Genomic DNA, 22,058 nt, shown 5'->3' with positions numbered 1-22,058 from the left:
TAACTGTTTTTGAAAGGTCGTTTTTGTTATATCTAACAGTCTGTTGTACAAAGAAGATTTTGCATGGATGAAAAAAACAAACCTTGTTGAGGTTAAATTGAGATTGACTTTGTATTGTATAAGTATGAAAAAAAGGAATCAGGTGATGTACAATGAAAAAGCATAAAATATGTAAAATCCTTCTTGTTATACTGGCAATTTTTTTATGTGTGGCTTTTTATGAATTGCTCGGAATCTGCGTTGCATATAAAAAGCAGCCGGAAGTGTCCAATACAACCAAAAAAGAAACAAAAAATGGGTCATGGAACGAATGCAGTGAAAATACAGAACGGGCAGTAATCATAGAAAAGAATCCAGAAGCGCTTTTACAAAGAGTGCGTTTGATCAAGAATGCAAAAAAGGAAATTATTCTTTCTACTTTTGCATTTCAATCCGATGAAAGTGGAAAATTGATTTTAGGAGCACTGCATGATGCGGCAGACAGAGGTGTACATATTCGTCTGTTAGTAGATGGAATGGAGAGCTGGATTGATATGGAAGGAAATCCGTATTTCTATGGATTATCTTCCCATGAGAATGTTGAAATTAAACTATATAATAAGGCCAATCCGTTGAAACCGTGGAAAATGATGGGTAGAATGCATGATAAATATTTGATTGCAGATGGAAAGAGATATATTCTTGGGGGAAGAAATACATACAATTATTTCCTGGGTGATTTTCCGGGACATAAGAACTATGACAGAGACGTGTTAGTGGTTTGCGATGAACCTGAGAAAGAAAATTCAGTTAACCAGTTGTCAGAGTATTTTGAAACCATATGGAATCAGGAAGACAGTGGTTATTTTCATGACAATAAAAAACTGGCAAATAGAAAATCTGTAAAGAACGCAGTTTTAGAGCTGCAGAACGGCTATCAGAAATATTTTGAAGAGAATAAGGAAAGAATCTGCGATACCGATTACACGGACGAAACTTTTGAGACAGAAAAGATTACATTAGTGTCAAATCCTATTCACACAGGTTCCAAAGAACCAGTAGTGTGGTATCAGTTGGGAGAATTGATGAAAAATGCAAAAAATCGTGTGAAGATCCACACTCCATATATTATCTGCAATGATATGATGTATAATACATGGGAGGAGATTGCAGAGAACGTTTCAGATTTTTCTATCATGACAAATTCAGTTGCGAATAATGGGAATCCATTTGGGGCTGCTGATTATGCGAGAAACAGAAACAGAATTTTAAATACAGGAATTGATATCTGGGAGTATGAAGGCGGCTATTCATACCACGGAAAAAGTATTCTGATTGACGATGATCTGTCTGTAATCGGTTCCTTTAATATGGACATGAGAAGTACATATCTGGATACGGAACTGATGCTTGTAATACGTAGCAAAGAGATTAATAAACAGTTGGAAGAGGGCATGATGGAATATGAAAAAGTGTCCCGTCAGATATTAGAAGGCGGAACTTATAATGATCCATATCATGTAGAGCCAATCGAATTAACAAAGAAACGTCAGAGAAAAATATTTTTAGTACAGCATCTGCTTGGATGGGCAAGGTATCTGTTTTAATAAGGAGGAAGGAAAACGTGTTTCAAATATTGATTGTAGAAGATGATAAAGAATTAAGCCAGCTATTCCAAAAAGTGCTTGAGAAGAATGGATATCAAGTCAAAAGTGCATCGGATGGAGCACAGGCATTAGAAATATTGGATAAGGAATATGTTGATCTGATCATTTCTGATATTATGATGCCGGTTATGGATGGTTATGAACTGGTGTCAGAACTTCGTTCAGCAGGATATCAGATACCGGTACTTATGATCACTGCGAAAGGTTCCTTTGATGATATGCGCCAGGGATTTCTTTCGGGAAGTGACGATTATATGGTAAAACCGGTAAATGTGAATGAAATGGTTTTAAGAGTCGGAGCACTGCTTCGCCGTGCACAGATACTGAATGAACACAAAATTGTGATCGGTTCAACAGAGTTTGATTATGATGCAATGACGGTTACAACTGATAAGGAAAGTCTTGTTTTGCCTAAAAAAGAATTCCTGCTTTTATATAAGCTTGCAGCTTCGCCAGGCAGAACATTTACAAAACAACAGTTGATGGATGAAGTATGGGGATACGAGACGGAGGCAGACCCACATACGATAGAGGTACATATAGGAAGAATCAGAGAGCGTTTTAAAGATAACCCTGATTTTGAAATCGTAACAATGCGTGGAATTGGATACAAGGTGGTGAAAAAATAATGAAACAAAAGAAAGAAAAAGGATTGCGGATCCGATCCTGTCTGACTGGTGCAATCTGGCTGGCACTTGTATTTTCAACAGTCATATCTGCTTTATTATTTGCTTTTTTGAATCATTTTTTTAATCTGCCGGACAGCATACCTGTGCTTGGCTGGCTTTTGATTTTCAATACATTGATTGCAGGGCTGATCACTTCTTTTATCAATGCAAAGTTACTGGAACCAATTACCAGACTTAGTAAAGCAATGAAGGAAGTTTCTCGGGGAGATTTTGAACAGCATTTGGAAACGAACAGCCGTATAGCAGAAGTTGGAGAATCTTATCAAAGTTTTAACGTTATGACAAAAGAACTTCGTGCAACAGAGGTGCTGCAGATGGATTTTGTATCTAATGTTTCTCATGAGTTTAAGACCCCGATTAATGCCATTGAAGGATATACAATGCTGCTTCAGGGAGAAGAACTGTCTCCGGATCAAGAGGAATATGTAGAAAAAATCTTATTTAACACCCAAAGACTTTCCGGATTGGTTGGTAATATTTTGCTGTTATCCAAGTTAGAGAATCAGAATATACCAATGAAAAAAACAGAATATCGTCTGGATGAACAGATCCGCCAGGCATTTCTTTCATTGGAAACAAAATGGACAGAAAAAGAAATTGGTTTTCAGGTAGAATTGGAGGAAGTTAAATATACTGGGAATGAAGGACTTTTTATGCATATCTGGATAAATCTTTTGGATAATGCGATTAAGTTCAGCCCTTCAAAGGGGACAATTACGATGTTTCTGAAACAAGAACAGGATTCTGTTAAGTTCATTCTGGAAGATGAAGGACCAGGAATAGAGGATGATGTAAAATCCAGAATATTTGACAAGTTCTATCAGGTAGATGGATCTCATAAAGCAGAAGGAAATGGCCTAGGTCTTGCACTTGTAAAACGGATTGTAGATAGTGCCGGAGGAACAATCAAAGCAGAAAACCGTGAATATGGTGGATGCAGATTTGTTGTAGAGCTTCCAATACAGAAAGATGAGGCCATATAAGTTTAAGAAAAACAGATAGAGGAGGAATTACATGACATTTTATCAGGAATTGCAGTTAAATCAGGCAGGTTCTAAAAACCTGTTGAAAAAGAGTGAAACACGAAAAGAAAAATTATATCATATGTGGGTATATCTGGTGAAGATAGCTGTTACAATGGCATTTTGTTTTTTATTTGTTACTATTTTCAGCATCCTATTTGGAAATGAGAATAGCATTGTAGGTGTAGTAGTCTTATTATGCCTTATGGTATTTCGGAATGCGGATCTGGGGATCCACACCGGACAATCTACGATGCTTTTGGCTTTGTTCTTTGTAATTATGACTGTATGTCCGCATTTAGCAAATCAGTTTTCACCGGTATTGGGAATGCTGTTAAATATTGCGGCACTGGCTGTGTTGATTCTGTTCGGATGCCATAATCCATTCATGTTTAATCAATCTACATTGGTTCTTGGGTATCTGCTGCTATATGGTTATGATGTTACGGGAAAAAGCTATCAGATGCGATTAGTCGGAATGGCTTTAGGTGCAGCACTTACCTGCTTCGTATTTTATCGAAATCATAAAAACAGAACTTATAAAAGAAATCTGAAAGATCTGATACAAGAATTTGATATCACTTCTTCCAGAACAAAATGGCAGATATGTCAGATTTTATGCGTACCGATTGTCCTTTGCATTGCAGAACTTTGTAATATGCCACGTGCAATGTGGGCTGGTATTGCGGCCATGTCCGCGATTTTGCCGTTTATGGAAGATATGCACTACAGAGTCCGTAAAAGGATTGTCGGAAATATTGCAGGTGTTATATGTTTTACAGTATTATATTTTCTGCTTCCTTCGTCAATCTATGCATATATAGGAATTCTTGGTGGAATCGGTGTAGGATTTTCAGCACAATATGGCTGGCAGGCAGTATTTAACACATTTGGTGCTTTAGCCATTGCTGCAGAGACTTATGGACTACAAGGAGCGGTTAGTCTTAGAGTGATTCAAAATGTTTTTGGTGTTGTGTTTGCTTTAGCATTTTGTGTTATATTTTATTGGTTTATGTCTAAAAAAAAGGAAAGTGCGCTATAATGATGGTCATATTGGTCGCTCTGTATATTATCCAGAATACCAGGACTCTTAAGGGAGAGACTGTATAAGCAATTTTATATTGCAATGACTAGAAAAATATTTAGGAGAAGATAGATATAAACAGTAAGTCAAACACACAAACTATGGAGTCTTTAGTCGGTTTAATAAAATTTTAGATAGAAAATAAATCATTCAATGTCATTTAGATAAGGTTTTTTATGACAAAAAGACAGATTGCTTATCTGCCTTATAATGCAGTATAATGGTAACGAGATTTATGCAACCCGATACATGAAATCCCTATTTCTCTTTGGACGGAGGTGGATAGGATATTTTCGATTGTACTTGACAGGTGTCAGATACTTTTGTATGAGAAGCATGGTCTCTGTTTCGTTACCACCATGTTTGAGATATGCCCTGCATATGTTTACTGCATTTGAAACGGATTTACTCTGCATCTGGAGCATAAACTGAATATACTCGCGGAAAGAAAGTTTGCGGTTCCTGGTAAAATCACTTTCCGGATTATGGCAGAACATGGAGTGAATTTCATCAAGTTCTGTGATGCAGTTGTCGAGTGTGGATTTTAAATTAGATAAGAAAAAATCAGCCATAATGAGCCTCCTTGAAATATGTTTATAATCAAGGCTTGCGCAACATATATTGGCTTACTTGTCAACTGTTTTTTGTAATATTTTTAAAGTTTTTAGGCATAAAAACAGTGGCTTTCTATGACAGAAAACCACTGAAATGATGCTTAACTGAATGGCATTGCTTTATCACCACTTTGAAAATGGTTGTTTTATGGCGGATAGTCAGACAGTTTTGGATATAAGAGATGATCTGGGAGCAACAATGAATGAATGCAGGGAAGTGACCGAAAAGTACCGCACAGGACGGAGTGCATATTTACGGCTCGGACAGTTGTTTATGAGATTGTTTGCAGGACTATTATAGCAGAAAGAAGAGGGGTTCGATATGTGTACAGCAGCAACTTACAAAACAAAAGATTTTTATATGGGCAGAACGCTTGATTATGAATTTTCCTATGGGGAACAGATTACGATAACGCCAAGAAATTACGAATTTGATTTCCGGTTTGCCGGGAAGATAAAAAGCCATTATGCTTTGATCGGAATGGCATTTGTTGCAGGAGGTTATCCGCTTTATTATGATGCTGTTAATGAAAAAGGCCTTGGAATGGCAGGTCTTAATTTTGTTGGCAATGCGGCATATGAAGAGGTTTTGCCGGAAGATGAAACAGAAGTCAGCCAGGTGGCACAGTTCGAGTTCATCCCATGGATCCTTGCACAGTGTGCTACTGTAGAAGAGGTGAGAGAGAAGCTGGCAGCAATGAGACTGACAGGCACAGCATTCAGCGAACAGCTGCCGACAGCACAGCTTCACTGGATCATTGCAGACAAAGACTCCTGTATTGTTGTTGAGTCTATGAAGGATGGGCTGCATGTATATGATAATCCGGTAGGAGTGCTTACCAATAATCCACCATTCCCGGGTCAGATGTTTGCACTGAATAATTATGCCGGAGTATCCAGAAAACAGCCGGAGAGTACTTTTGCAGGAGTATTACAGCTTGATGCATATAGCAGAGGAATGGGTGGAATGGGAATACCTGGAGATCTTTCCAGCCAGTCAAGATTTGTGAAAGTTGCCTTTACAAAATTAAATTCGATCTCCGGTGAAGAAGAGGATGAGAGTGTAAGCCAGTTCTTCCATATCTTAGGATCCGTAGATCAGCAGCGTGGATGCTGTGAGGTGACAGAAGGCAAATATGAGATCACGATATACACGTCCTGTTGTAATACAGCAAAAGGTATTTATTATTATACGACTTATGATAATCATCAGATCACAGCGGTTGACATGCATGCGGAAAATCTGGATTCAGATCAGCTGATCTGTTATCCGCTTCTGTCCAAGGGCGAAGTCAGATGGCAGAATAAATAATACGAAAATGCACGGAGAAAGCATAACGCAGAACAACAGGAGGAAAGACCATGAAAGAAGTTAAAACACCGAAAAAACCACTGGCATATTATTATGGGATTGTGTTAATAGTGCTGATCGTATTTAATCTGGTTGTCACACCAATCCTTATGGAGCATCAGGTAAAGGAAACGGATTATGGAACTTTTATGAGCATGATCGAGAAGAAGAATATCGGTGAAGTAGAAGTTAAGGACAATCAGATCATCTTTACAGATAAAGATCAAAAAAATATTTATAAAACAGGTCTGATGAACGATCCGAACCTGACGGACAGGCTATATGAATGTGGAGCAGTATTCGCAAAAGATATCGATAAGCAGATGTCACCGATCATCAGCTTCCTGCTGACCGGGTTTTTGCCATTGATCCTTTTTATCGCACTGGGAAATTATATGGCGAAGAAACTGATGGAGCATGCCGGAGGAAAAAATTCGATGGCTTTTGGAATGGGAAAAAGCAATGCGAAGATTTATGTGCAATCCAGTGAGGGAATCCGTTTTTCAGATGTTGCAGGAGAAGATGAGGCGAAAGAAAACCTTTCAGAGATCGTTGATTATCTTCACAATCCGAAGAAGTATACCGATGTAGGTGCGTCTATGCCAAAAGGTGTCCTTCTTGTAGGACCTCCGGGAACCGGCAAAACAATGCTTGCAAAAGCAGTTGCAGGTGAATCAAATGTACCATTTTTCTCAATGTCCGGATCAGAATTTGTTGAGATGTTTGTCGGTATGGGAGCTTCCAAAGTTCGAGATCTTTTCGGACAGGCAAAGGAAAAGGCACCATGTATCGTGTTTATTGATGAAATTGATGCCATTGGTAAAAAGCGTGACGGACAAATGGGCGGAAATGATGAGAGGGAGCAGACCTTAAACCAGCTTCTTACAGAGATGGACGGATTTGAAGGAAATAATGGTGTCATCATTCTTGCTGCAACGAACCGTCCGGAGTCGTTAGATCCGGCACTTACACGTCCGGGACGTTTTGACAGGCGTGTGCCGGTTGAACTGCCGGATCTTGCAGGCCGTGAAGCAATTTTAAAGGTTCATGCAAAGAAGATAAAAGCATCTGATGATGTTGACCTGCATACGATTGCACGTATGGCATCCGGTGCATCCGGTGCGGAGCTTGCCAATATTATAAATGAAGCAGCATTACGTGCTGTCCGTAGTGGAAGGACCGTTGTAAATGAATCTGATCTCGAAGAAAGTATAGAAGTGGTTATTGCAGGATATCAGAAGAAGAATGCGGTTCTTTCAGATCAGGAGAAGAAGGTTGTTGCATATCATGAGATAGGACACGCTCTGGTAGCTGCATTGCAGAGTCATTCAGCACCGGTCCAGAAGATTACGATCATCCCGCGTACCTCAGGTGCACTCGGCTACACTATGCAGGTTGAGCAGGGTGATAAATATCTGATGACGAAAAAAGAACTTGAGAATAAGATTGCTACATTTACAGGCGGACGTGCGGCAGAGGAGATCGTATTTGGTGAGATCACGACCGGAGCCTCCAATGATATCGAACAGGCAACAAAAATTGCAAGAGCGATGATCACCCGCTACGGCATGACAGATGAATTCGACATGGTGGCAATGGAAACCGTGACCAACCAGTATCTTGGCGGCGATACGTCTCTTTCCTGTTCTGCAGATACCCAGAAGGAAATTGATGAAAAAGTTGTGCAGCTCGTAAAAGCAGAGCATGAAAAAGCAAGAAAAATCCTTGCTGAAAACAGGGAAAAACTGGACGAACTGGCTATGTACCTGTATGAGAAGGAAACAATTACAGGTGACGAATTTATGAATATTTTAGATAGAAAATAATGTAGTTAATTAGATAACCAATTCCACCCAAATATGATAAACAATTTTGGAATGAATTGTATTCATTTTTACAGAAACATTCTAACGAAGAGTATATTCTCATAGGAGATTTTAATACTATCAATAATAGAAACATGGAAGAGTTTAGAAAGATATTATATAATGCATATGATATTTGGTATCAAAAAGGAAACAGAGAACCTTTATCATGTATGCAGAGCCTTTTATCTCATCTGCTTTAGCTTTAGCTGCTTTCACAATAGCAAGTTCAGGATCATCCTTTTTAGGACGACCCTTACCACATGGATTATCTTTTTTGATCTGCTTATATTCGCTGTAGGCATCATGCCAGATATCTTTTCTGACTTCATCGTGAGCTGTCATAGCCCACTCGATTACGTAAAAGGAATCAACACAACGGGCGCAGTCAGGAGTGTATTCATTTACACACTCGGTGATCCATTTGGCACCATCACCTGTAACAACCTTGATGCTGGATAGCTGCTCTGGAGTAAGCTGTTTATAAAACTTTTCAAGAACGGATTTGCCATGGCCTTCCGATGCCCATACCACTGTGTTGGTATCGTGATTAACGATTACTGCAATGTACTTGTGACCCTTTTTGTAACTGGTTTCGTCAATGCCGATATTAACCAGACCATCAAGTCTTCTTGAGCGCTCCGGTTCTAAATCGTGAAGAGCACGATTGACACAGCGACCTACAGTTTCCCAGCCCCCTCCAAGTGGTTGGTCTGCTGGAATGTTTGTCATAAGCAGGACATGATTTGTGACAGAAAGGGCAGTCATTCTCATGCCATTTATTAGGTCTGGCTTTGATACGGATGTGTTTCACGCCATCCTCATCAGAGTAAAGATTAAAATTTTCTATCAATAGAATAAAGCATTGACAAAATTTTGTGGGGTGGGGTAGAATGATGCTAGAAAATTCCAAAACATAACGCATTGGTGCCTTTCGCAGAAAGAAGAAAAATAAACATGAAAAAGAGAAAGAACTTGGGAAAAAAGTTAGTAACAATGTTAGTGTCTGTAGGCTTTTTTGCAGTTTTGATTACAGTCTTGAATTTAATGGCATTACAAGCTATTCGAGGAAAGAATAATGTGCTTATAGAACAGTTTGAACAATATGAAGAAGCAGTGGAAAATAATGATACCGCGGTTTTTGAAACAGCAAAAGGAGAAGTGGCAGAAGCCATCAGACATATCAACTACAGAATAAATGGAAGCATCATTTTTGATCTTGCACTTGTGGTAGCTGATATTATTGTAATCGTACTTCTTTCGATTGTTATTAATAAGTCCATTGTTCGTCCAGCAAAAAGAGCAAAGAATGATTTGGATGATATCATTTTAGGTATAGAATCAGGACAGGGTAATCTTACGTTAAGAGTATTTGATGAAACCAGTGATGAAATTGGTCAGCTTGCAAATGGTGTCAACCATTTTATTGAAACATTACAAAATCTTATGGTAAAGATTCAGAGTGTATCAAAAGATATGAAAAAATCTTCCTATCTTGTACAAAATGAGGCGGAATCTTCAAATATGAGTGCATCCAATGTGAGTGCAACATCGGAAGAACTTGCAGCATCCATGGAAGAGGTATCTGCTTCTCTATATGATTTAGCCCAAGGATGTAATAATCTGCTAAAGAAAATGGAAGGCATGAATGAGGATGCTAAGAACTCTGCAATGAAGATGCATGAAGTGAAGCTTACTGCAGAAAATAGCTATAAAGAAGCGATTGCATCAAAAGAAAAAACAGTAGAAACATTTGATGGCATTCAAAAGGATGTCGCAGAGGCAGTAGAAGCATCTAAGTCTGTAAATGAAATTGCAAAACTTACAGAAAATATCTTAAATATCGCAGCACAGACAAATCTTCTAGCACTTAATGCATCGATTGAAGCAGCAAGAGCAGGGGAAGCAGGCAGGGGCTTTGCCGTTGTTGCAGATGAAATCAGACAGCTTGCAGATAGTTCACGTGAGACAGCAAACAATATTCAGGAAATCAGTGGAAAAGTTATTGAGGCAGTAAACAATCTGTCTGGAAATGCAACGGAAATGATTCGTTTTGTAGATGAAAAGGTAGCACTTGATTATGACAACTTTGTAAAAATTATTGGAAATTATGATGCTGATTCTGATCAGGCAAGTAATACATTTAACGAGTTTGCAGTTAAGTCAAAAGATAGCTTAGGTACAATGAATGATATGAATGAAGGTATCAATAACATTTCTATAGCGATTGAAGAATCTGCAAAAGGTGTTACAAACGTAGCACAAGAGATATCACAACTTGTAACAGCAATTTCAGCAATTACAGTGCAGGCGGACGAAAATAAGAACCTTTCGGAAGATTTATCGGATGAAGTAGCAAAATTTGAAAAAGTTTAACTAACAGATTTTTATTATGAGAAGAACTGTATTAGGTAAATAACCCGCACTAACTAAAAATGAATGCTAGAATAAGCACAAAGGCATAGCCCCATTACGGGTTCTATGCCTTTGTGTTTTCCGGAAGATTGTCATTAACTGCATCAAATTCAAGATTCTGTTCCCGGCACCATTCGACAGCATTCGACAGAGCTTCACCGGCGCGGCAGGTCCAGAGAATGAGTTTGTTGCCATTGCGTTTCCATTCCTGGAGATATTCGATCAGTGCCTGGTTTGGCTGACCAAGCTCCGGCCATTTGCTGTAGCAGAGAGTGCCATCAAAATCAACAGCGATTGTCTGGAAATCTAACATTTTTTTATTATTCATTCAGATCATCTCCTTTAGAGGGAGTCTGCTGAACACCAAGATGATAGCAGAATAGGCTTGTTACCGGTTTGTGAAAAAAATCTGCAATTCTCATGGCGTATAGCAGAGAAGGAATATGCTGTTTTGACTCGATATTGGCAATAGTTTTCAGGCTGATGCCGGTTGCTGATGCAAGTTCTTTCTGGGTAATGCCAAGATCTGCCCTCGCTTCAACAAGTCTGCAGGTAATTGTGTCTGTCATGGTGTTTATGTCTATATCCATATCAGTATTCATATATATGCACCTCCAAATTCAGAATTGTTCAGGTCTGTTCCGCTATAATAATCCTACAGTTTTAAGTGTTCCAAAAAAAGGACTTATGAAAGAACACGGCCGAATATTTTGAAGGAACTGTTCTCTGTAACCGGAATCGGATCATATTTTTTATTCAGTGATATGAGGTAGGTTCCGAGTCTGTTATTCTGAAATTTCTTCACATATGCGTTTCCATCAAGATAGAAGATACCTATTTCGCCATCATCAAGGCATGCTGTCTGTTCAATCCAGATGAGATCCTTATTATGGTATTTAGGTTCCATACTGTCACCATCTACATATACGCCAAATGTGGCAGCCTCCGGAATGCCAGGAGAGGAGAATATCTCATATTCGTCACTATCAAGAAAAGAGCCGGTACCAGCGGAAACGGTATTGTAAAATACTTTTCTTTCCCTGATCACATGGATAGGAATGATCTCTGCCGGTTTATAGTTGCCGGTGCTTTCCAGATCGCTGATATATTCAAGCACTTTGTTCATTCCATTTTCATTCAGGTTCCGGAATGGATTAAGAGGACTCTGGCCAACAAACTCTGTATAGATATCGTATATTTCAAGAATTTCACATAAGGCGAGAAACTGTCTGGCATGCATGGAATACCGGCAATCGGCATCAGGGTAGCTGATCCAAACAATCTGGATGACGGTGTGGAAATGGATGTGCTGATCGGAAAGAGAATTGATCTGGATATGCTTCATTATGTGCCGGATCTTGCAGACAACTGGCAGGCGCAGCAGATGATAAGATAGGTGACAAAGTCGGGCAGATTGTGATCATGCCGGTTCTGATACCAGATTTTACCTTTGAATCATGGGAAGAACGTGGAACCGGGGCATTTGGATCGACAGGAGGATAAGGATGATTAAATTGTTGATGTGCATAGAGATAGGTATATGCTATACTGTGTAAAAAGATATGTACAAATTTGAAGTTTATGGAGGAATAAAGATGGATTGTTTAAGATGTAAAGAGGAAATGATTAAAGCAAAATTAAAAGGAGATGCAGTAGGTACGGTTGTTTATTTAACTAATAAGAAAAACGGTATCTTTGAGAATGAAAAGAATAGTACTGTTTCATGTTATGTATGTCCAAAATGTGGATATGTTGAATTGAATGCAGATAATGCGAAAAAATTGATTTGATAATTTCCACTTGAAACTTTCAGTAATACTGAGAAAATTAAAGAAAGTACAAAGCTCGCGAAGCTTTGAATTTACAGAACTACAAAGAAAGGATACATATTATGGAAGGAAGATTAATAGCATTTGTTATTTGGGTAATAATCGGCGTATTATTTATTGTAATGGGCATTTATGATTTTAATTCCAAGAAAGCAAAACCTTTCGGTTTTTGGGCAAATGCCGAGGTAGCGCCCATAGAAGATTTGAAAGGCTATAATCGTGCTTTGGGCATATTGTGGTGCGTGTATGGTATTTTGTTTACGTTAATTGGATTGCCTTTATTAGATGGGCAGAATTCGGGTTTGATTATTATACCTATATTGGGTGCAATGCTTATTAGTATTGCGGCTATGGTAGCGTATGTAGTAGGTATTGAACCCAAATACCGCAAAAAGAAATAAATGGAAACTTCCAGTTTGATGGAGTAATAAATTCTAGTTTGCAGAACTAATAGAGAAGTAACATATAAAACAATAAATATGGTCAAAAAATCATCGACATCCGACCTACAGCACGTTATAATATAGTTAATCTAATAAGAAAACCAAGTGATCATTGTTACAAGCTGAATCGTAATGGTGGCCAACTGTGTGAACTCGATGGAACGGAATGGTTACATCCTCCGGGTGCTCCGAGCACCGGACGAGCACTGAAAGGTGCTTTACAGAGATGAAAACAGGCCTGACGAAGCATCACTCAGATTAGATTAAAAATTCTAGTCTGGGTGATTTTTTTCGTTCAGGGAAAAGGAGAAAATGTCATTGACATAAAAGACGGATAACAGAGATTCGGATATTTTTGTCAATCGGCAAGCTGCAGAGGAAGTTATCTATAGACAAGCCAGGATTATCACGTTAAGATATAGAAAAAGTAAGTAATACGAAAGAAGAAAACAGAATATGTAAAGGAGAAAATGAATGGAATACTCTGCAATTATTCATGATATGGACAAAAGATTCTGCTATGCAATAGATAAGGATTTATTTGTGATACGCATCCAGGTAAAACGAGATGATATAAAGGAAATAATTCTTCATTATGAGGATAAGTATATACCAATGGAATGGAAGGATACGCGAAAGACAATTCCAATGAAGAAGGTTGCGACCTCACAGTTTCAGGATTATTATGAAGCGCAGATACAGATGCATCTGATATGTCTCCGTTATTTTTTTGAATTTACGGATATGCAGGGGGAAAAAGTATATTACGGCAATTATGAGTTTAGTAAGGAATGTATTACAAACAGAGACAGAATGTTTGACTGCCCGCAGAATCTACGGGAGGAAGAAATGTTTGTGGTGCCAAAGTGGGCAGAAAATAAGGTCGTATATCAGATTTTTCCGTCCCGTTTTGCATCATCACAGCCGGTAGACAAGGAAGTATGGTATAAAGCACCAGTTACGTCTATGGATAATCTGCATGGTGATCTCAGAGGAATTATAGAACATCTGGATTATGTCCATAGTCTTGGAATTGATGTTTTATATATGACACCAATCTTTAAATCAAATTCAAGCCATAAATACGATACCATTGATTATTATCAGATTGATCCCTCATTTGGAACAGCAGAGGATCTTAAAGAGCTGGTACAAAAAGCACATGAATATGGAATGAAAGTGGTTATGGATGCGGTGTTTAACCATACAGGAAAGGAATTTTTTGCATTCGAAGATATTTTAGAAAAAGGAAATAAGTCTAAATATCTGGACTGGTATTTTATTGATGAATTTCCACTTAAAAGTGAAAGGGGAGAGATTCCAAATTTCAAATGCTTTGGTTATTATGGTGGAATGCCAAAATTAAATCTGAAAAATCCTGAAGTTGAAAAATTTATTACAGATGTTGCATGCTATTGGATCAGGGAATGCGATATAGACGGATGGAGAATGGATGTAGGAGATGAAATCAGTCATTTTTTCTGGAAGAATTTTAGAAAGGCAGTTAAGGCAGTAAAGAAAGATATGCTGATAATTGGAGAAATCTGGCATTATGCAGGAGATTTTCTTGAAGGAGATGAATGGGATACGGTCATGAATTATCCGTTTTATCTGAATATGATAGATCTGCTTGCAGATGAAAAGATTACGGTCAGCCAGTTTATACAGAATCTTGGATATTTGAAAGGACGCTTAAATAAGAAATGTTATCCTCTTATGTGGAATCTGATAGACAGCCATGATACAGCAAGATTTTTACATTTATGTAAGAATAATAAGAAAAAGCAGCATTTGGCAGCAGCTTTTCAATTGTTATTGCCGGGAATGCCAATGATTTATTATGGAGATGAGTATGCGATGCCGGGAGCAAACGATCCGGATTGCAGACGTGGCATGTACTGGGATGAAGAATACCAGGATAAAGAGATGTTTGAATGGTATAAACAGCTGTTGCAGGTTCGAAAAAAATATAAATGTATCGTAGAAGGTGAATTGATTGAGGCAATCACAAGGGATGAGGAAGAAACCATTGTTCTGATTAGAAAAAATGGTGAAGAAACTATGGCATTGATTTTTAACTGCAGCAGCAGTGAGAAGAGATTTAATGAGTATGAGGGAAAATATAATTTGCTTGGAGAAGAACTGTTTGACGGAAAAGTTGAGGGACTTGATGCCGCAGTAATAGTGCTTTAAAATAGTTACAGAGGAAGAAAATCATGTCAAAAGATGAATATTTAATTACAGATGCACCCCTTAAAGCACTGACTGTTTTTGCAATGCCAATGATTTTCGGAAGCTTTTTTCAACAAGTCTACAATATGGCTGATTCAATCATTGTGGGTCAGTTTGTTGGATCTTCTGCCCTTGCGGCTGTTGGTGCCTGTGCTGCCCTTACGAATGTATTCATTTGTATAGCACTTGGTGCAGGTGTAGGTGCAGGTGTACTTGTGAGCCGTTATTTTGGTGCCAGAGATTATAGTAAAATGAAAACAATCGTATCAACATCATTGATTAGTTTTCTGGTTCTTAGCATACTTCTGGGAGTTACTGGCTTTTGTTTTTCACGTTCCATGATGGACTTATTACAGACACCCGCTGATATACTGGAGGAAGCAGTACTATATCTTCGTGTTTATTTTGTGGGATTTCCGTTTCTGTTTATGTACAACATTCTTTCAACGATGTTTACTTCAATCGGTGAATCAAAGATTCCATTATGCCTTTTGATTTTTTCTTCTGTTCTGAATATTATAATGGATCTTTGGATGGTAGCAGGCCTTGGTCTGGGCGTATTCGGTGCAGCCCTAGCCACGCTTATTGCACAAGGTATTTCGGCAATATTTTCGTTTTTAATCTTTTTATACCGGATACGCCAGTATAAGAGTCCGGCTCGCTGGTTTGACGGGAGGGAATTACATTCCATGCTCCGTATTGCTGTACCGTCGGTCCTCCAGCAGTCAACAGTGTCAATTGGTATGATGATTGTACAGGCGGTTGTAAATCCGTTTGGTACACAGGCTCTTGCAGGTTATGCGGCAACGATGAGGGTAGAGAATGTTTTTTCACTGATATTTGTGTCCATAGGCAATGCAGTCTCTCCGTATGTTTCCCAGAATCTTGGCGCAAAGAAAATCGGGCGTATAAAAAAAGGATACCACGCTGCACTGGTGTTAGATTTATGTTTTGCAGTCCTTGCTTTTATAGTCATTGAAACACTGCATACACAGATTTCCTCATTATTTCTGGGTAAAGATGGAACAGCGCTGGCATATCAGGTGTCTGGAGATTATATGAGATGGCTCGGCTTCTTTTTCATTTTCATGGGTATCAAGATGGCAACAGACGGAGTTCTTCGGGGACTTGGAATCATGCGTCCATTTCTCATTGCAAATATGGTAAATCTTGCAATTCGTCTGTCAGTTGCTTTGATACTCGCACCGCGTTTTGGCATTGCATTTGTCTGGCTTGCTGTACCGGCTGGCTGGCTTGCAAATTTTCTGATTTCTTATGTGGCACTCAGAAAATCATGGCCAGACGATAAGATGGCTTTTGCTGCTATAGAATGATGGTGCGGCCGTTTTTATAGAAAAATACTGTAAATAGCTGTCTTTAAAAATGACGAAAAACCAAAGCAGGAAGTGTTAAATTTTAACAAAAAAATAGAATTTGAAAATTAAAGCTGAAAAGTCGTTGACTTTTGAAAAAATTCTGATATAACAAGGTCTAGAAAAAATTAAAATAAAGAGAAAGGAAATAAGAATCAATGTTTTCACAAAAAGATAAAATGAAAGGGAAATTAGAAAACATGCATCTGCAGGAAAGGATAAACTATGGCTACAGAAAAGTCATTATTATGATGTTAATTTCAGGCTTGCTTTCTATAGTGGTCATAGGTGTTTTATTTGCTAATATGGTACATTATATAGAAAATGTTACTGTAGCAGATCAGGCAGTAAAAATATGTAGAATTAATGTGAATGCGGCAGCAAGAAATATCAGGGAAATGGCATTAAATGATGATACTTCTTCATATGCCAGTTATGAGAAAACAGTAGAAAAGCTGCTGAAAGAAGTTGATTCTGAACTGAAAAATTTAAAGGGAACCGGAATTATTCCTGACTCAGATTGTGAGGAATATTCATCAGCCCTTTCGGATTGGGGAAACATTGGTTATTCCATTATAGAAGAAATAAAAAGTGGTGATAAGGAAGAAGCAGTTGATGAAATCATGAATGATTGCACACCTGCATTAAATAAAGCGGTGGAAATCGCAATAAAATTAGATGATATAACAGACCAGGAGAGCAGCAGGGCTGCCAGAACTACATTTATTTTTGCTACAGCAGGAATTGTATGTATTATAGTGTGTTTAATTTTTGCATGGACACTGACAAAGAAAACAGGTAAAAAAGTCCTGGATACAATACTTGAACCTTTACGGGCAGTTGAGGATGTCGCAAAGGAACTGACAGAAGGAAATTTACACAGTACGCTGGATTATCGTTCAGAAGACGAGATTGGAAGACTGGCACACAGTATGCGTAAATCAATCCGTATCCTGGGAAGCTATGTAGACGATATTGACCGTGCAATGAAATTGTTTGCAGCAGGAAATTTTGATGTTAAACCGGAAGTAGAGTGGCGGGGAGATTTTGTGGGAATTTTAAATTCTTTTATGCAATTTGAAGAAAGTATAGGAGAAACGATTAGAGGAATTCAAAATGTTTCCAATGAAGTTTCAAGTGCAGCAGACCAGGTAGCATCAAGTTCTAATGATCTTGCAGATGGAGCTACAAATCAGGCGGCAGTAGTAGAGGAACTGACAGCAACAGTTGCAGGTGTATCTGAACAGGTAGAAAATAATTCAAAATCTGCAAAAGAAATTAGTGGAAGGGTGGATGAGCTTGGAAATGCCATTTTAGAAAGTAATGGTAAGATGCATGAAATGGTTGATTCCATGAATGAAATTAGTGAAGCATCAAAAGAAATTGACAAAATTATTGCAACAATTAATGAAATTGCTTCCCAGACAAATCTACTTGCATTGAATGCTTCTATCGAAGCAGCAAGGGCAGGAGAAGCCGGAAAAGGATTTGCAGTTGTAGCAAATCAGGTAAATTCGTTAGCGGACCAGAGTGCCCAGGCAGCGAAAGAATCTGCAATGTTGATTGAAACCTCTGTGAAGGCAGTAGAAAAGGGTATGGTGATTGCAGGACAGACTGCGGCGCAATTGGAAGAGGTTGCAGAGAACTCTAAAATAATTACAGAAGAAGTTACAAATATTGCGGAAACGTTAGAAACACAGACAACAGAAATCCGGCAGATTAATGAAGGAATTGAACAAATTAATGATGTTGTACAGACCAATTCTGCAACATCTGAGGAATGTGCAGCTGCCAGCCAGGAGATGAGCAGCGAATCAGAAAATCTGCGTGAAATGATTCGTAAATTTAAATTGGCAGAATCAGAAAAAACAGTATAATACGATAATGATTTCCAGCTATAATTTCTAACACAGAATAGAAAGTTTATCAGTATAAAAGTTTTGTAAGAAAGGCACTTATACTATGGATACAAACATACGCAGACTGCTCAAGGAAATAGGAGCAGAAGATTTAATAGAAGTATTTGCACCATGTATGGATGACTATCTTTATATTATAGATTTACAGAAAAATACCCTTATCATTTCACAGGCAGCGGTGAAACGTTTTAAGATGCCGGGCAATTCATTTGATAATGCTGCCGACAGTGTCCGCTATTTTGTATATGAAGAAGACCGCCCGATGATTAGGGAACATTTACAGCGGATTGCGGATGGAAACGAAAAAAATCACAATCTGCATTACAGATGGCTTGATAAAGAAGGGATGCCGGTATGGATTAACTGCCGTGGAAAGGTAATCAATGATAACGATGGAAAACCTCATTATCTTATAGGCTGTGTAAACGAAATTGGAAATATACAGTGGGCAGATAATGTCAGCGGACTTTTGGGTGAAAGAGAAATGTATTCCTTTGTTTCTTCCCATATAAAAGACAGCTCGTCAGTATTTTTAATACATATAGGGATTGATGGATTTAATGCGATTAATGGTACATTAGGCGTAGATTATGGAAATTATGTGTTGAAAAGTGTTGCTGACGGTATCAAGGAATGTCTTTCTGATAACCAGCAGCTGTACCATCTTGTTGCAGATGAGTATATGATTGTTGATCTGGAAAGCCATACAAGAGATGATGTTATGCTATTGCAGAAGGAAATATGTAAAAAAATAGAAGATTTTATTATTTCTGAAAAATATAAGGTGGTTTTTACAGTATCTACCGGAATTATCCATGCAACGAAGCTCTTAAAATATTATGACGAGTATCGTAAAATAGCGGTTTTCTCTTTAAAACAGGCAAAGTCCATGGGAGGAAACGGAGTATATTTTTTTGAAAAAGAAGATTATAAGTTATTTTTAAAAAAAGAGAAAATAAAAAGTGCACTTCGAGGTGCCGTGACAAATGAATTTGAAGGATTTGAAGTATACTATCAGCCGATTATAGATTGTTCCTCGGGAAATATAATTGGTGCGGAAGCGCTTATGAGGTTTTCCATGTATTCAGGTGGAAAAAAAGAAAGTATCTCGCCTGTGGAATTTATACCATTACTGGAAGAAACCGGGCTTATTATTCCGGCTGGAAGATTTGTATTAAATGAAGCTGCGGCAATGTGCCATGAAATGCGGCAGTATATACCGGGATTTAAGGTTAATGTAAATATATCTTATATTCAGATGATGAAAAGTGATATCTGGAAGGACATACTTTCGTCTATAGAACAATATAATCTTCCGCCGGAGAGCCTGTGTGCGGAACTGACAGAAAGCGGATATACGGATATGACACCGTATTTTTATACGCTTCGGAAGAAATTCGAAGAGAAAAAAATACAGTTTATTCTGGATGATTTTGGCACAGGTTTTTCGAATCTACATTGTATTGTAAACATGAATCCTAATTATGTGAAACTGGATAATCATTTTACAGCAAAAGCTATGAGTCAAACAAGGGATTTTGAGCTGTTAAAAAAAATAGTTGAACTGGTACATAGTGTAGATATCAAAATATGTATAGAAGGTATAGAAAAAGAAGAGTGGTATCAAAAGCTGAAAGAAATATATGCTGATTATCTGCAGGGCTATCTTTTTGGCAGACCATGTGATAAAAATCAGTTTTTAAATCAGTTCATATGTAAAGGTATCAACTAGCAAACTATCTTAATTTTCATTTCTATTTTGGAAAAGGCTTCTTGAAGGAAAATTCTACCTGTGATAAAATAAAATTAATTATACTTACAGGGAAAGTAAGTAGCCGGCTGCAGGACATATCCAGGGAACTGCCAGTATAGTGGCAGGTTTTTACGGTTTGCTCCTGCGATTTAGTGAAAAATAAAAAATCATGGAGGATTTTTACAATGGAAGAAGCAAAGCAGAACATCAAACAAAAGAAGGATTCTTACAATCTGAGAATTGTGACGGCTGTACTGGTATTAACCGTGCTGGTTTTAGGGGAATTATATGTGATGATTAACTATCCGTCCAATTATGTGGCATTGATTGTACTTACAGTTGTAGCACTGGCTGATATTTATATTCTGATTGCCAGTGCAATCCAGAAAAATTATAAGAAAGAGATTGACCAGTACGAACAGTATGATAATCTGTTTAAGTCAGAAAAAGCTTCTTATCTTGTAACCCGCAAATCCTTTGAAGATATTGCGGATCAGCTTGATCGTATCGAAGAGGCAGCCGGTTCACCGACAAAGGACATCATAGATGCACAGAAATCCATTGCCAAAGTTACCATAAGCCGTAACAAAGAGAATTCTGATGCATTGATGAATTCCAACGACAAATTATTAGAGCAGATATTTAATCTTTCCGACCGTCTGGATAAGCTTGAGAAGAACATGTTAGAGCAGCAGCGTATTGTAGTTGAGAATGCCAATAAAGACCTTATGCTAAAACAGCAGGAAATGGTAGCTTCCGTGAAAGAAATGGAATTATCCATCCACAATACCATATTAGCTGAAGTTGGAAAAATAAATGGTGCGCCAGCTGTTGCTTATACAGCAGCGCCGGTACAGCCATCATCAGCCGCACCAGTTGAGGAAGTAACACCGGAAGAACCGGAAGCACCAATCGACGAAGTGATGCCGGAAGAACCGAAAGCACCAATCAATGAAGTGATGTCGGAAGAACCGGAAGCCCCAATCAATGAAGTGATGCCGGAGGAACCGGCAACAGAACCGGAGACAGCTGCAGAGGATATGCCGGATTTAGCAGAAGATGATTTATTAAATATAGATGCTTTATTCGGAAATGACGAAGCAGCTGAAACTACAAAAGAAGTAGCAGAAGAAACCGGATCTGCAGAAGAAAACAATGAACCAGAACCAGAAGAACCAGTTGGTTTTGATGATACACTTGGATTTGCAGATGAAGAACCGGAAGAACCTGCATTTACAGAAGAAATGGTAAATACCATTGATGAACCGGTTATGGAAATGAATTCCGACCCGAATCATATGATGACACCGGAAGAGATTGCAGCTTTGATTGCAAATGCAGATTCAGCAGCTGAAGAAGCACCAGTTGTAACAGAAGATGCTATTTCAGAAGAATCTGAGCCGATAACGGAAGAGGAACCTGTGTCAGAACCGGTTGTGGAAGAACCGGCAGCAGAGCCTGTTATCGAGGCAAATTCTGCCCCGAATCATATGATGACACCGGAAGAAATTGCGGCATTATTTGCTAATATGTAATTTACAAAATTTTTTAAAAAAATAAAAAATTACTTGCAATTCGATAAATTCTATTATATAATAGTCCTTGCGTTAAGCAATGCGCCACTAGCTCAGCTGGCAGAGCACCTGACTCTTAATCAGGGTGTCCAGGGTTCGAACCCCTGGTGGCGCATGTAAAGTACCGATTTTGTGGACGTGGAGCCATGGGGTTGGTGCTTTTTTTTGTTATAAAAAATCCGTAAGAAGCTGCCCGTGGCAGGTTCTGTAGATGTAAATAAGGAATGATGAAGATATCGTTTATTTGTT

21 protein-coding genes, 1 tRNA gene and 1 pseudogene are annotated in these 22,058 nt (G+C 38.3%); 18 read left to right on the top strand and 5 right to left on the bottom strand.

Annotation, left to right across the window (positions count from 1 at the left end; translation table 11 throughout):
• Positions 1–152: 152 nt before the first annotated feature.
• The 5 genes and pseudogenes from DWX65_RS12370 to DWX65_RS12350 form a co-directional block, all read left to right on the top strand.
• A complete protein-coding gene (locus DWX65_RS12370; RefSeq protein WP_118173526.1) occupies positions 153–1,586 on the top strand; it encodes a phospholipase D family protein in 1,434 nt (477 codons plus the stop codon).
• Positions 1,565–2,275 (top strand): response regulator transcription factor, encoded by a 711-nt coding sequence (locus DWX65_RS12365; protein WP_118173525.1) that lies wholly within the window; start codon positions 1,565–1,567, stop codon positions 2,273–2,275. Before DWX65_RS12370 ends, DWX65_RS12365 begins: the two co-directional genes overlap by 22 nt.
• Positions 2,275–3,318, top strand: a complete 1,044-nt coding sequence (locus tag DWX65_RS12360) for a HAMP domain-containing sensor histidine kinase (protein WP_118057503.1) — start codon at positions 2,275–2,277, stop codon at positions 3,316–3,318. The genes DWX65_RS12365 and DWX65_RS12360 overlap by 1 nt, the downstream gene beginning before the upstream one ends.
• Before the next feature lie 31 nt (positions 3,319–3,349).
• On the top strand, positions 3,350–4,399 hold the full coding sequence (locus DWX65_RS12355) for an FUSC family protein (RefSeq protein WP_118173524.1): 1,050 nt from the start codon (positions 3,350–3,352) through the stop codon (positions 4,397–4,399).
• Positions 4,384–4,467, top strand: a pseudogene (locus DWX65_RS12350) (CDP-alcohol phosphatidyltransferase family protein); the annotation flags it as partial. The gene DWX65_RS12355 and the pseudogene DWX65_RS12350, both read left to right, overlap by 16 nt.
• Before the next feature lie 207 nt (positions 4,468–4,674).
• On the opposite strand, the gene DWX65_RS12345 reads toward DWX65_RS12350, so the two are convergent.
• Positions 4,675–5,013, bottom strand: coding sequence for a hypothetical protein (locus DWX65_RS12345; RefSeq protein WP_118173523.1), 339 nt, complete (start codon positions 5,011–5,013; stop codon positions 4,675–4,677).
• A 151-nt stretch (positions 5,014–5,164) separates the two neighbouring features.
• On the opposite strand from DWX65_RS12345, the gene DWX65_RS12340 reads away from it, so the two are divergent.
• Genes DWX65_RS12340 through ftsH form a run of 3 tightly spaced genes read left to right on the top strand, consistent with a single transcriptional unit; the run spans position 5,165 to position 8,232 of the window.
• A complete protein-coding gene (locus tag DWX65_RS12340) occupies positions 5,165–5,356 on the top strand; it encodes a hypothetical protein (RefSeq protein WP_117482452.1) in 192 nt (63 codons plus the stop codon).
• Positions 5,357–5,377: 21 nt separating this feature from the next.
• Positions 5,378–6,367, top strand: a complete 990-nt coding sequence (bsh, locus tag DWX65_RS12335) for a choloylglycine hydrolase (RefSeq protein ID WP_118173522.1) — start codon at positions 5,378–5,380, stop codon at positions 6,365–6,367.
• Positions 6,368–6,417: 50 nt separating this feature from the next.
• Positions 6,418–8,232: an ATP-dependent zinc metalloprotease FtsH gene (gene ftsH / locus DWX65_RS12330; RefSeq protein ID WP_118173521.1), complete on the top strand. Its 1,815-nt coding sequence runs from the start codon at positions 6,418–6,420 to the stop codon at positions 8,230–8,232.
• A gap of 144 nt (positions 8,233–8,376) precedes the next feature.
• On the opposite strand, the gene DWX65_RS12325 is transcribed toward ftsH, so the two are convergent.
• Entirely contained in the window at positions 8,377–9,003 is a 627-nt protein-coding gene (locus tag DWX65_RS12325; RefSeq protein ID WP_158564741.1) for a transposase, read from the bottom strand.
• Positions 9,004–9,228: 225 nt separating this feature from the next.
• Between DWX65_RS12325 and DWX65_RS12320 the strand changes: the two genes are divergently transcribed.
• The gene (locus DWX65_RS12320) at positions 9,229–10,647 is read left to right on the top strand and encodes a methyl-accepting chemotaxis protein (protein WP_117699035.1); all 1,419 of its coding nucleotides are present in this window, start codon (positions 9,229–9,231) and stop codon (positions 10,645–10,647) included.
• A 103-nt stretch (positions 10,648–10,750) separates the two neighbouring features.
• Here DWX65_RS12320 and DWX65_RS12315 read toward each other — a convergent pair whose 3' ends face one another.
• From DWX65_RS12315 to DWX65_RS12305, 3 genes are all read right to left on the bottom strand, one after another.
• Positions 10,751–11,014: a hypothetical protein gene (locus tag DWX65_RS12315; RefSeq protein ID WP_117842343.1), complete on the bottom strand. Its 264-nt coding sequence runs from the start codon at positions 11,012–11,014 to the stop codon at positions 10,751–10,753.
• Entirely contained in the window at positions 11,007–11,288 is a 282-nt protein-coding gene (locus DWX65_RS12310; protein ID WP_117699037.1) for a helix-turn-helix transcriptional regulator, read from the bottom strand. The genes DWX65_RS12315 and DWX65_RS12310 overlap by 8 nt, the downstream gene beginning before the upstream one ends.
• A gap of 83 nt (positions 11,289–11,371) precedes the next feature.
• Positions 11,372–11,812, bottom strand: a complete 441-nt coding sequence (locus DWX65_RS12305; RefSeq protein ID WP_242997871.1) for a S24 family peptidase — start codon at positions 11,810–11,812, stop codon at positions 11,372–11,374.
• Positions 11,813–11,920: 108 nt separating this feature from the next.
• Here DWX65_RS12305 and DWX65_RS15030 point away from each other — a divergent pair, with 108 nt between their 5' ends.
• From DWX65_RS15030 to DWX65_RS12260, 9 genes are all read left to right on the top strand, one after another.
• Complete coding sequence (locus DWX65_RS15030) at positions 11,921–12,082, top strand: hypothetical protein (protein ID WP_158564740.1); 162 nt, start codon at positions 11,921–11,923, stop codon at positions 12,080–12,082.
• A gap of 166 nt (positions 12,083–12,248) precedes the next feature.
• Positions 12,249–12,476 carry a hypothetical protein gene (locus DWX65_RS12295; protein WP_242997870.1) on the top strand — a complete coding sequence of 76 codons (228 nt, stop codon included), beginning with the start codon at positions 12,249–12,251 and terminating at the stop codon, positions 12,474–12,476.
• Between the two features lie 101 nt (positions 12,477–12,577).
• On the top strand, positions 12,578–12,916 hold the full coding sequence (locus tag DWX65_RS12290) for a hypothetical protein (RefSeq protein ID WP_117842344.1): 339 nt from the start codon (positions 12,578–12,580) through the stop codon (positions 12,914–12,916).
• Positions 12,917–13,432: 516 nt separating this feature from the next.
• Positions 13,433–15,151 (top strand): glycoside hydrolase family 13 protein, encoded by a 1,719-nt coding sequence (locus tag DWX65_RS12285; RefSeq protein ID WP_118173520.1) that lies wholly within the window; start codon positions 13,433–13,435, stop codon positions 15,149–15,151.
• 23 nt (positions 15,152–15,174) lie between these two features.
• On the top strand, positions 15,175–16,524 hold the full coding sequence (locus tag DWX65_RS12280; protein WP_118173519.1) for an MATE family efflux transporter: 1,350 nt from the start codon (positions 15,175–15,177) through the stop codon (positions 16,522–16,524).
• Positions 16,525–16,721: 197 nt separating this feature from the next.
• Positions 16,722–18,440 (top strand): methyl-accepting chemotaxis protein, encoded by a 1,719-nt coding sequence (locus tag DWX65_RS12275; RefSeq protein ID WP_118173518.1) that lies wholly within the window; start codon positions 16,722–16,724, stop codon positions 18,438–18,440.
• Positions 18,441–18,525: 85 nt separating this feature from the next.
• Complete coding sequence (locus DWX65_RS12270; RefSeq protein ID WP_118173517.1) at positions 18,526–20,214, top strand: EAL domain-containing protein; 1,689 nt, start codon at positions 18,526–18,528, stop codon at positions 20,212–20,214.
• Between the two features lie 206 nt (positions 20,215–20,420).
• Positions 20,421–21,770 carry a hypothetical protein gene (locus DWX65_RS12265; protein ID WP_118173516.1) on the top strand — a complete coding sequence of 450 codons (1,350 nt, stop codon included), beginning with the start codon at positions 20,421–20,423 and terminating at the stop codon, positions 21,768–21,770.
• An 81-nt stretch (positions 21,771–21,851) separates the two neighbouring features.
• Positions 21,852–21,924 (top strand) — tRNA-Lys (locus DWX65_RS12260).
• The last annotated feature ends 134 nt before the right edge of the window (positions 21,925–22,058 follow it).

Origin of the sequence: Roseburia sp. AF20-18LB (assembly GCF_003461185.1) — a bacterium.
Classification (GTDB): Bacteria; Bacillota; Clostridia; order Lachnospirales; family Lachnospiraceae; genus Roseburia_C; species Roseburia_C amylophila.
This window is presented reverse-complemented; position numbering and strand designations above follow the sequence as displayed.

Bases quoted from the DNA above. Each gene is read 5' to 3' on its own strand.
- DWX65_RS15030 (WP_158564740.1), top strand. From the start codon at position 11,921: ATGCATGGAATACCGGCAATCGGCATCAGGGTAGCTGATCCAAACAAT.
- DWX65_RS12310 (WP_117699037.1), bottom strand. From the start codon at position 11,288: ATGAATACTGATATGGATATAGACATAAACACCATGACAGACACAATT.
- DWX65_RS12360 (WP_118057503.1), top strand. From the start codon at position 2,275: ATGAAACAAAAGAAAGAAAAAGGATTGCGGATCCGATCCTGTCTGACT.
- DWX65_RS12275 (WP_118173518.1), top strand. From the start codon at position 16,722: ATGTTTTCACAAAAAGATAAAATGAAAGGGAAATTAGAAAACATGCAT.
- DWX65_RS12365 (WP_118173525.1), top strand. From the start codon at position 1,565: ATGGGCAAGGTATCTGTTTTAATAAGGAGGAAGGAAAACGTGTTTCAA.
- DWX65_RS12265 (WP_118173516.1), top strand. From the start codon at position 20,421: ATGGAAGAAGCAAAGCAGAACATCAAACAAAAGAAGGATTCTTACAAT.
- DWX65_RS12325 (WP_158564741.1), bottom strand. From the start codon at position 9,003: ATGACAAACATTCCAGCAGACCAACCACTTGGAGGGGGCTGGGAAACT.
- bsh (WP_118173522.1), top strand. From the start codon at position 5,378: ATGTGTACAGCAGCAACTTACAAAACAAAAGATTTTTATATGGGCAGA.
- DWX65_RS12315 (WP_117842343.1), bottom strand. From the start codon at position 11,014: ATGAATAATAAAAAAATGTTAGATTTCCAGACAATCGCTGTTGATTTT.
- DWX65_RS12295 (WP_242997870.1), top strand. From the start codon at position 12,249: ATGTACAAATTTGAAGTTTATGGAGGAATAAAGATGGATTGTTTAAGA.
- DWX65_RS12355 (WP_118173524.1), top strand. From the start codon at position 3,350: ATGACATTTTATCAGGAATTGCAGTTAAATCAGGCAGGTTCTAAAAAC.
- DWX65_RS12370 (WP_118173526.1), top strand. From the start codon at position 153: ATGAAAAAGCATAAAATATGTAAAATCCTTCTTGTTATACTGGCAATT.
- DWX65_RS12290 (WP_117842344.1), top strand. From the start codon at position 12,578: ATGGAAGGAAGATTAATAGCATTTGTTATTTGGGTAATAATCGGCGTA.
- DWX65_RS12345 (WP_118173523.1), bottom strand. From the start codon at position 5,013: ATGGCTGATTTTTTCTTATCTAATTTAAAATCCACACTCGACAACTGC.
- ftsH (WP_118173521.1), top strand. From the start codon at position 6,418: ATGAAAGAAGTTAAAACACCGAAAAAACCACTGGCATATTATTATGGG.
- DWX65_RS12270 (WP_118173517.1), top strand. From the start codon at position 18,526: ATGGATACAAACATACGCAGACTGCTCAAGGAAATAGGAGCAGAAGAT.
- DWX65_RS12340 (WP_117482452.1), top strand. From the start codon at position 5,165: ATGGCATTGCTTTATCACCACTTTGAAAATGGTTGTTTTATGGCGGAT.
- DWX65_RS12280 (WP_118173519.1), top strand. From the start codon at position 15,175: ATGTCAAAAGATGAATATTTAATTACAGATGCACCCCTTAAAGCACTG.
- DWX65_RS12285 (WP_118173520.1), top strand. From the start codon at position 13,433: ATGGAATACTCTGCAATTATTCATGATATGGACAAAAGATTCTGCTAT.
- DWX65_RS12305 (WP_242997871.1), bottom strand. From the start codon at position 11,812: ATGAACAAAGTGCTTGAATATATCAGCGATCTGGAAAGCACCGGCAAC.
- DWX65_RS12320 (WP_117699035.1), top strand. From the start codon at position 9,229: ATGAAAAAGAGAAAGAACTTGGGAAAAAAGTTAGTAACAATGTTAGTG.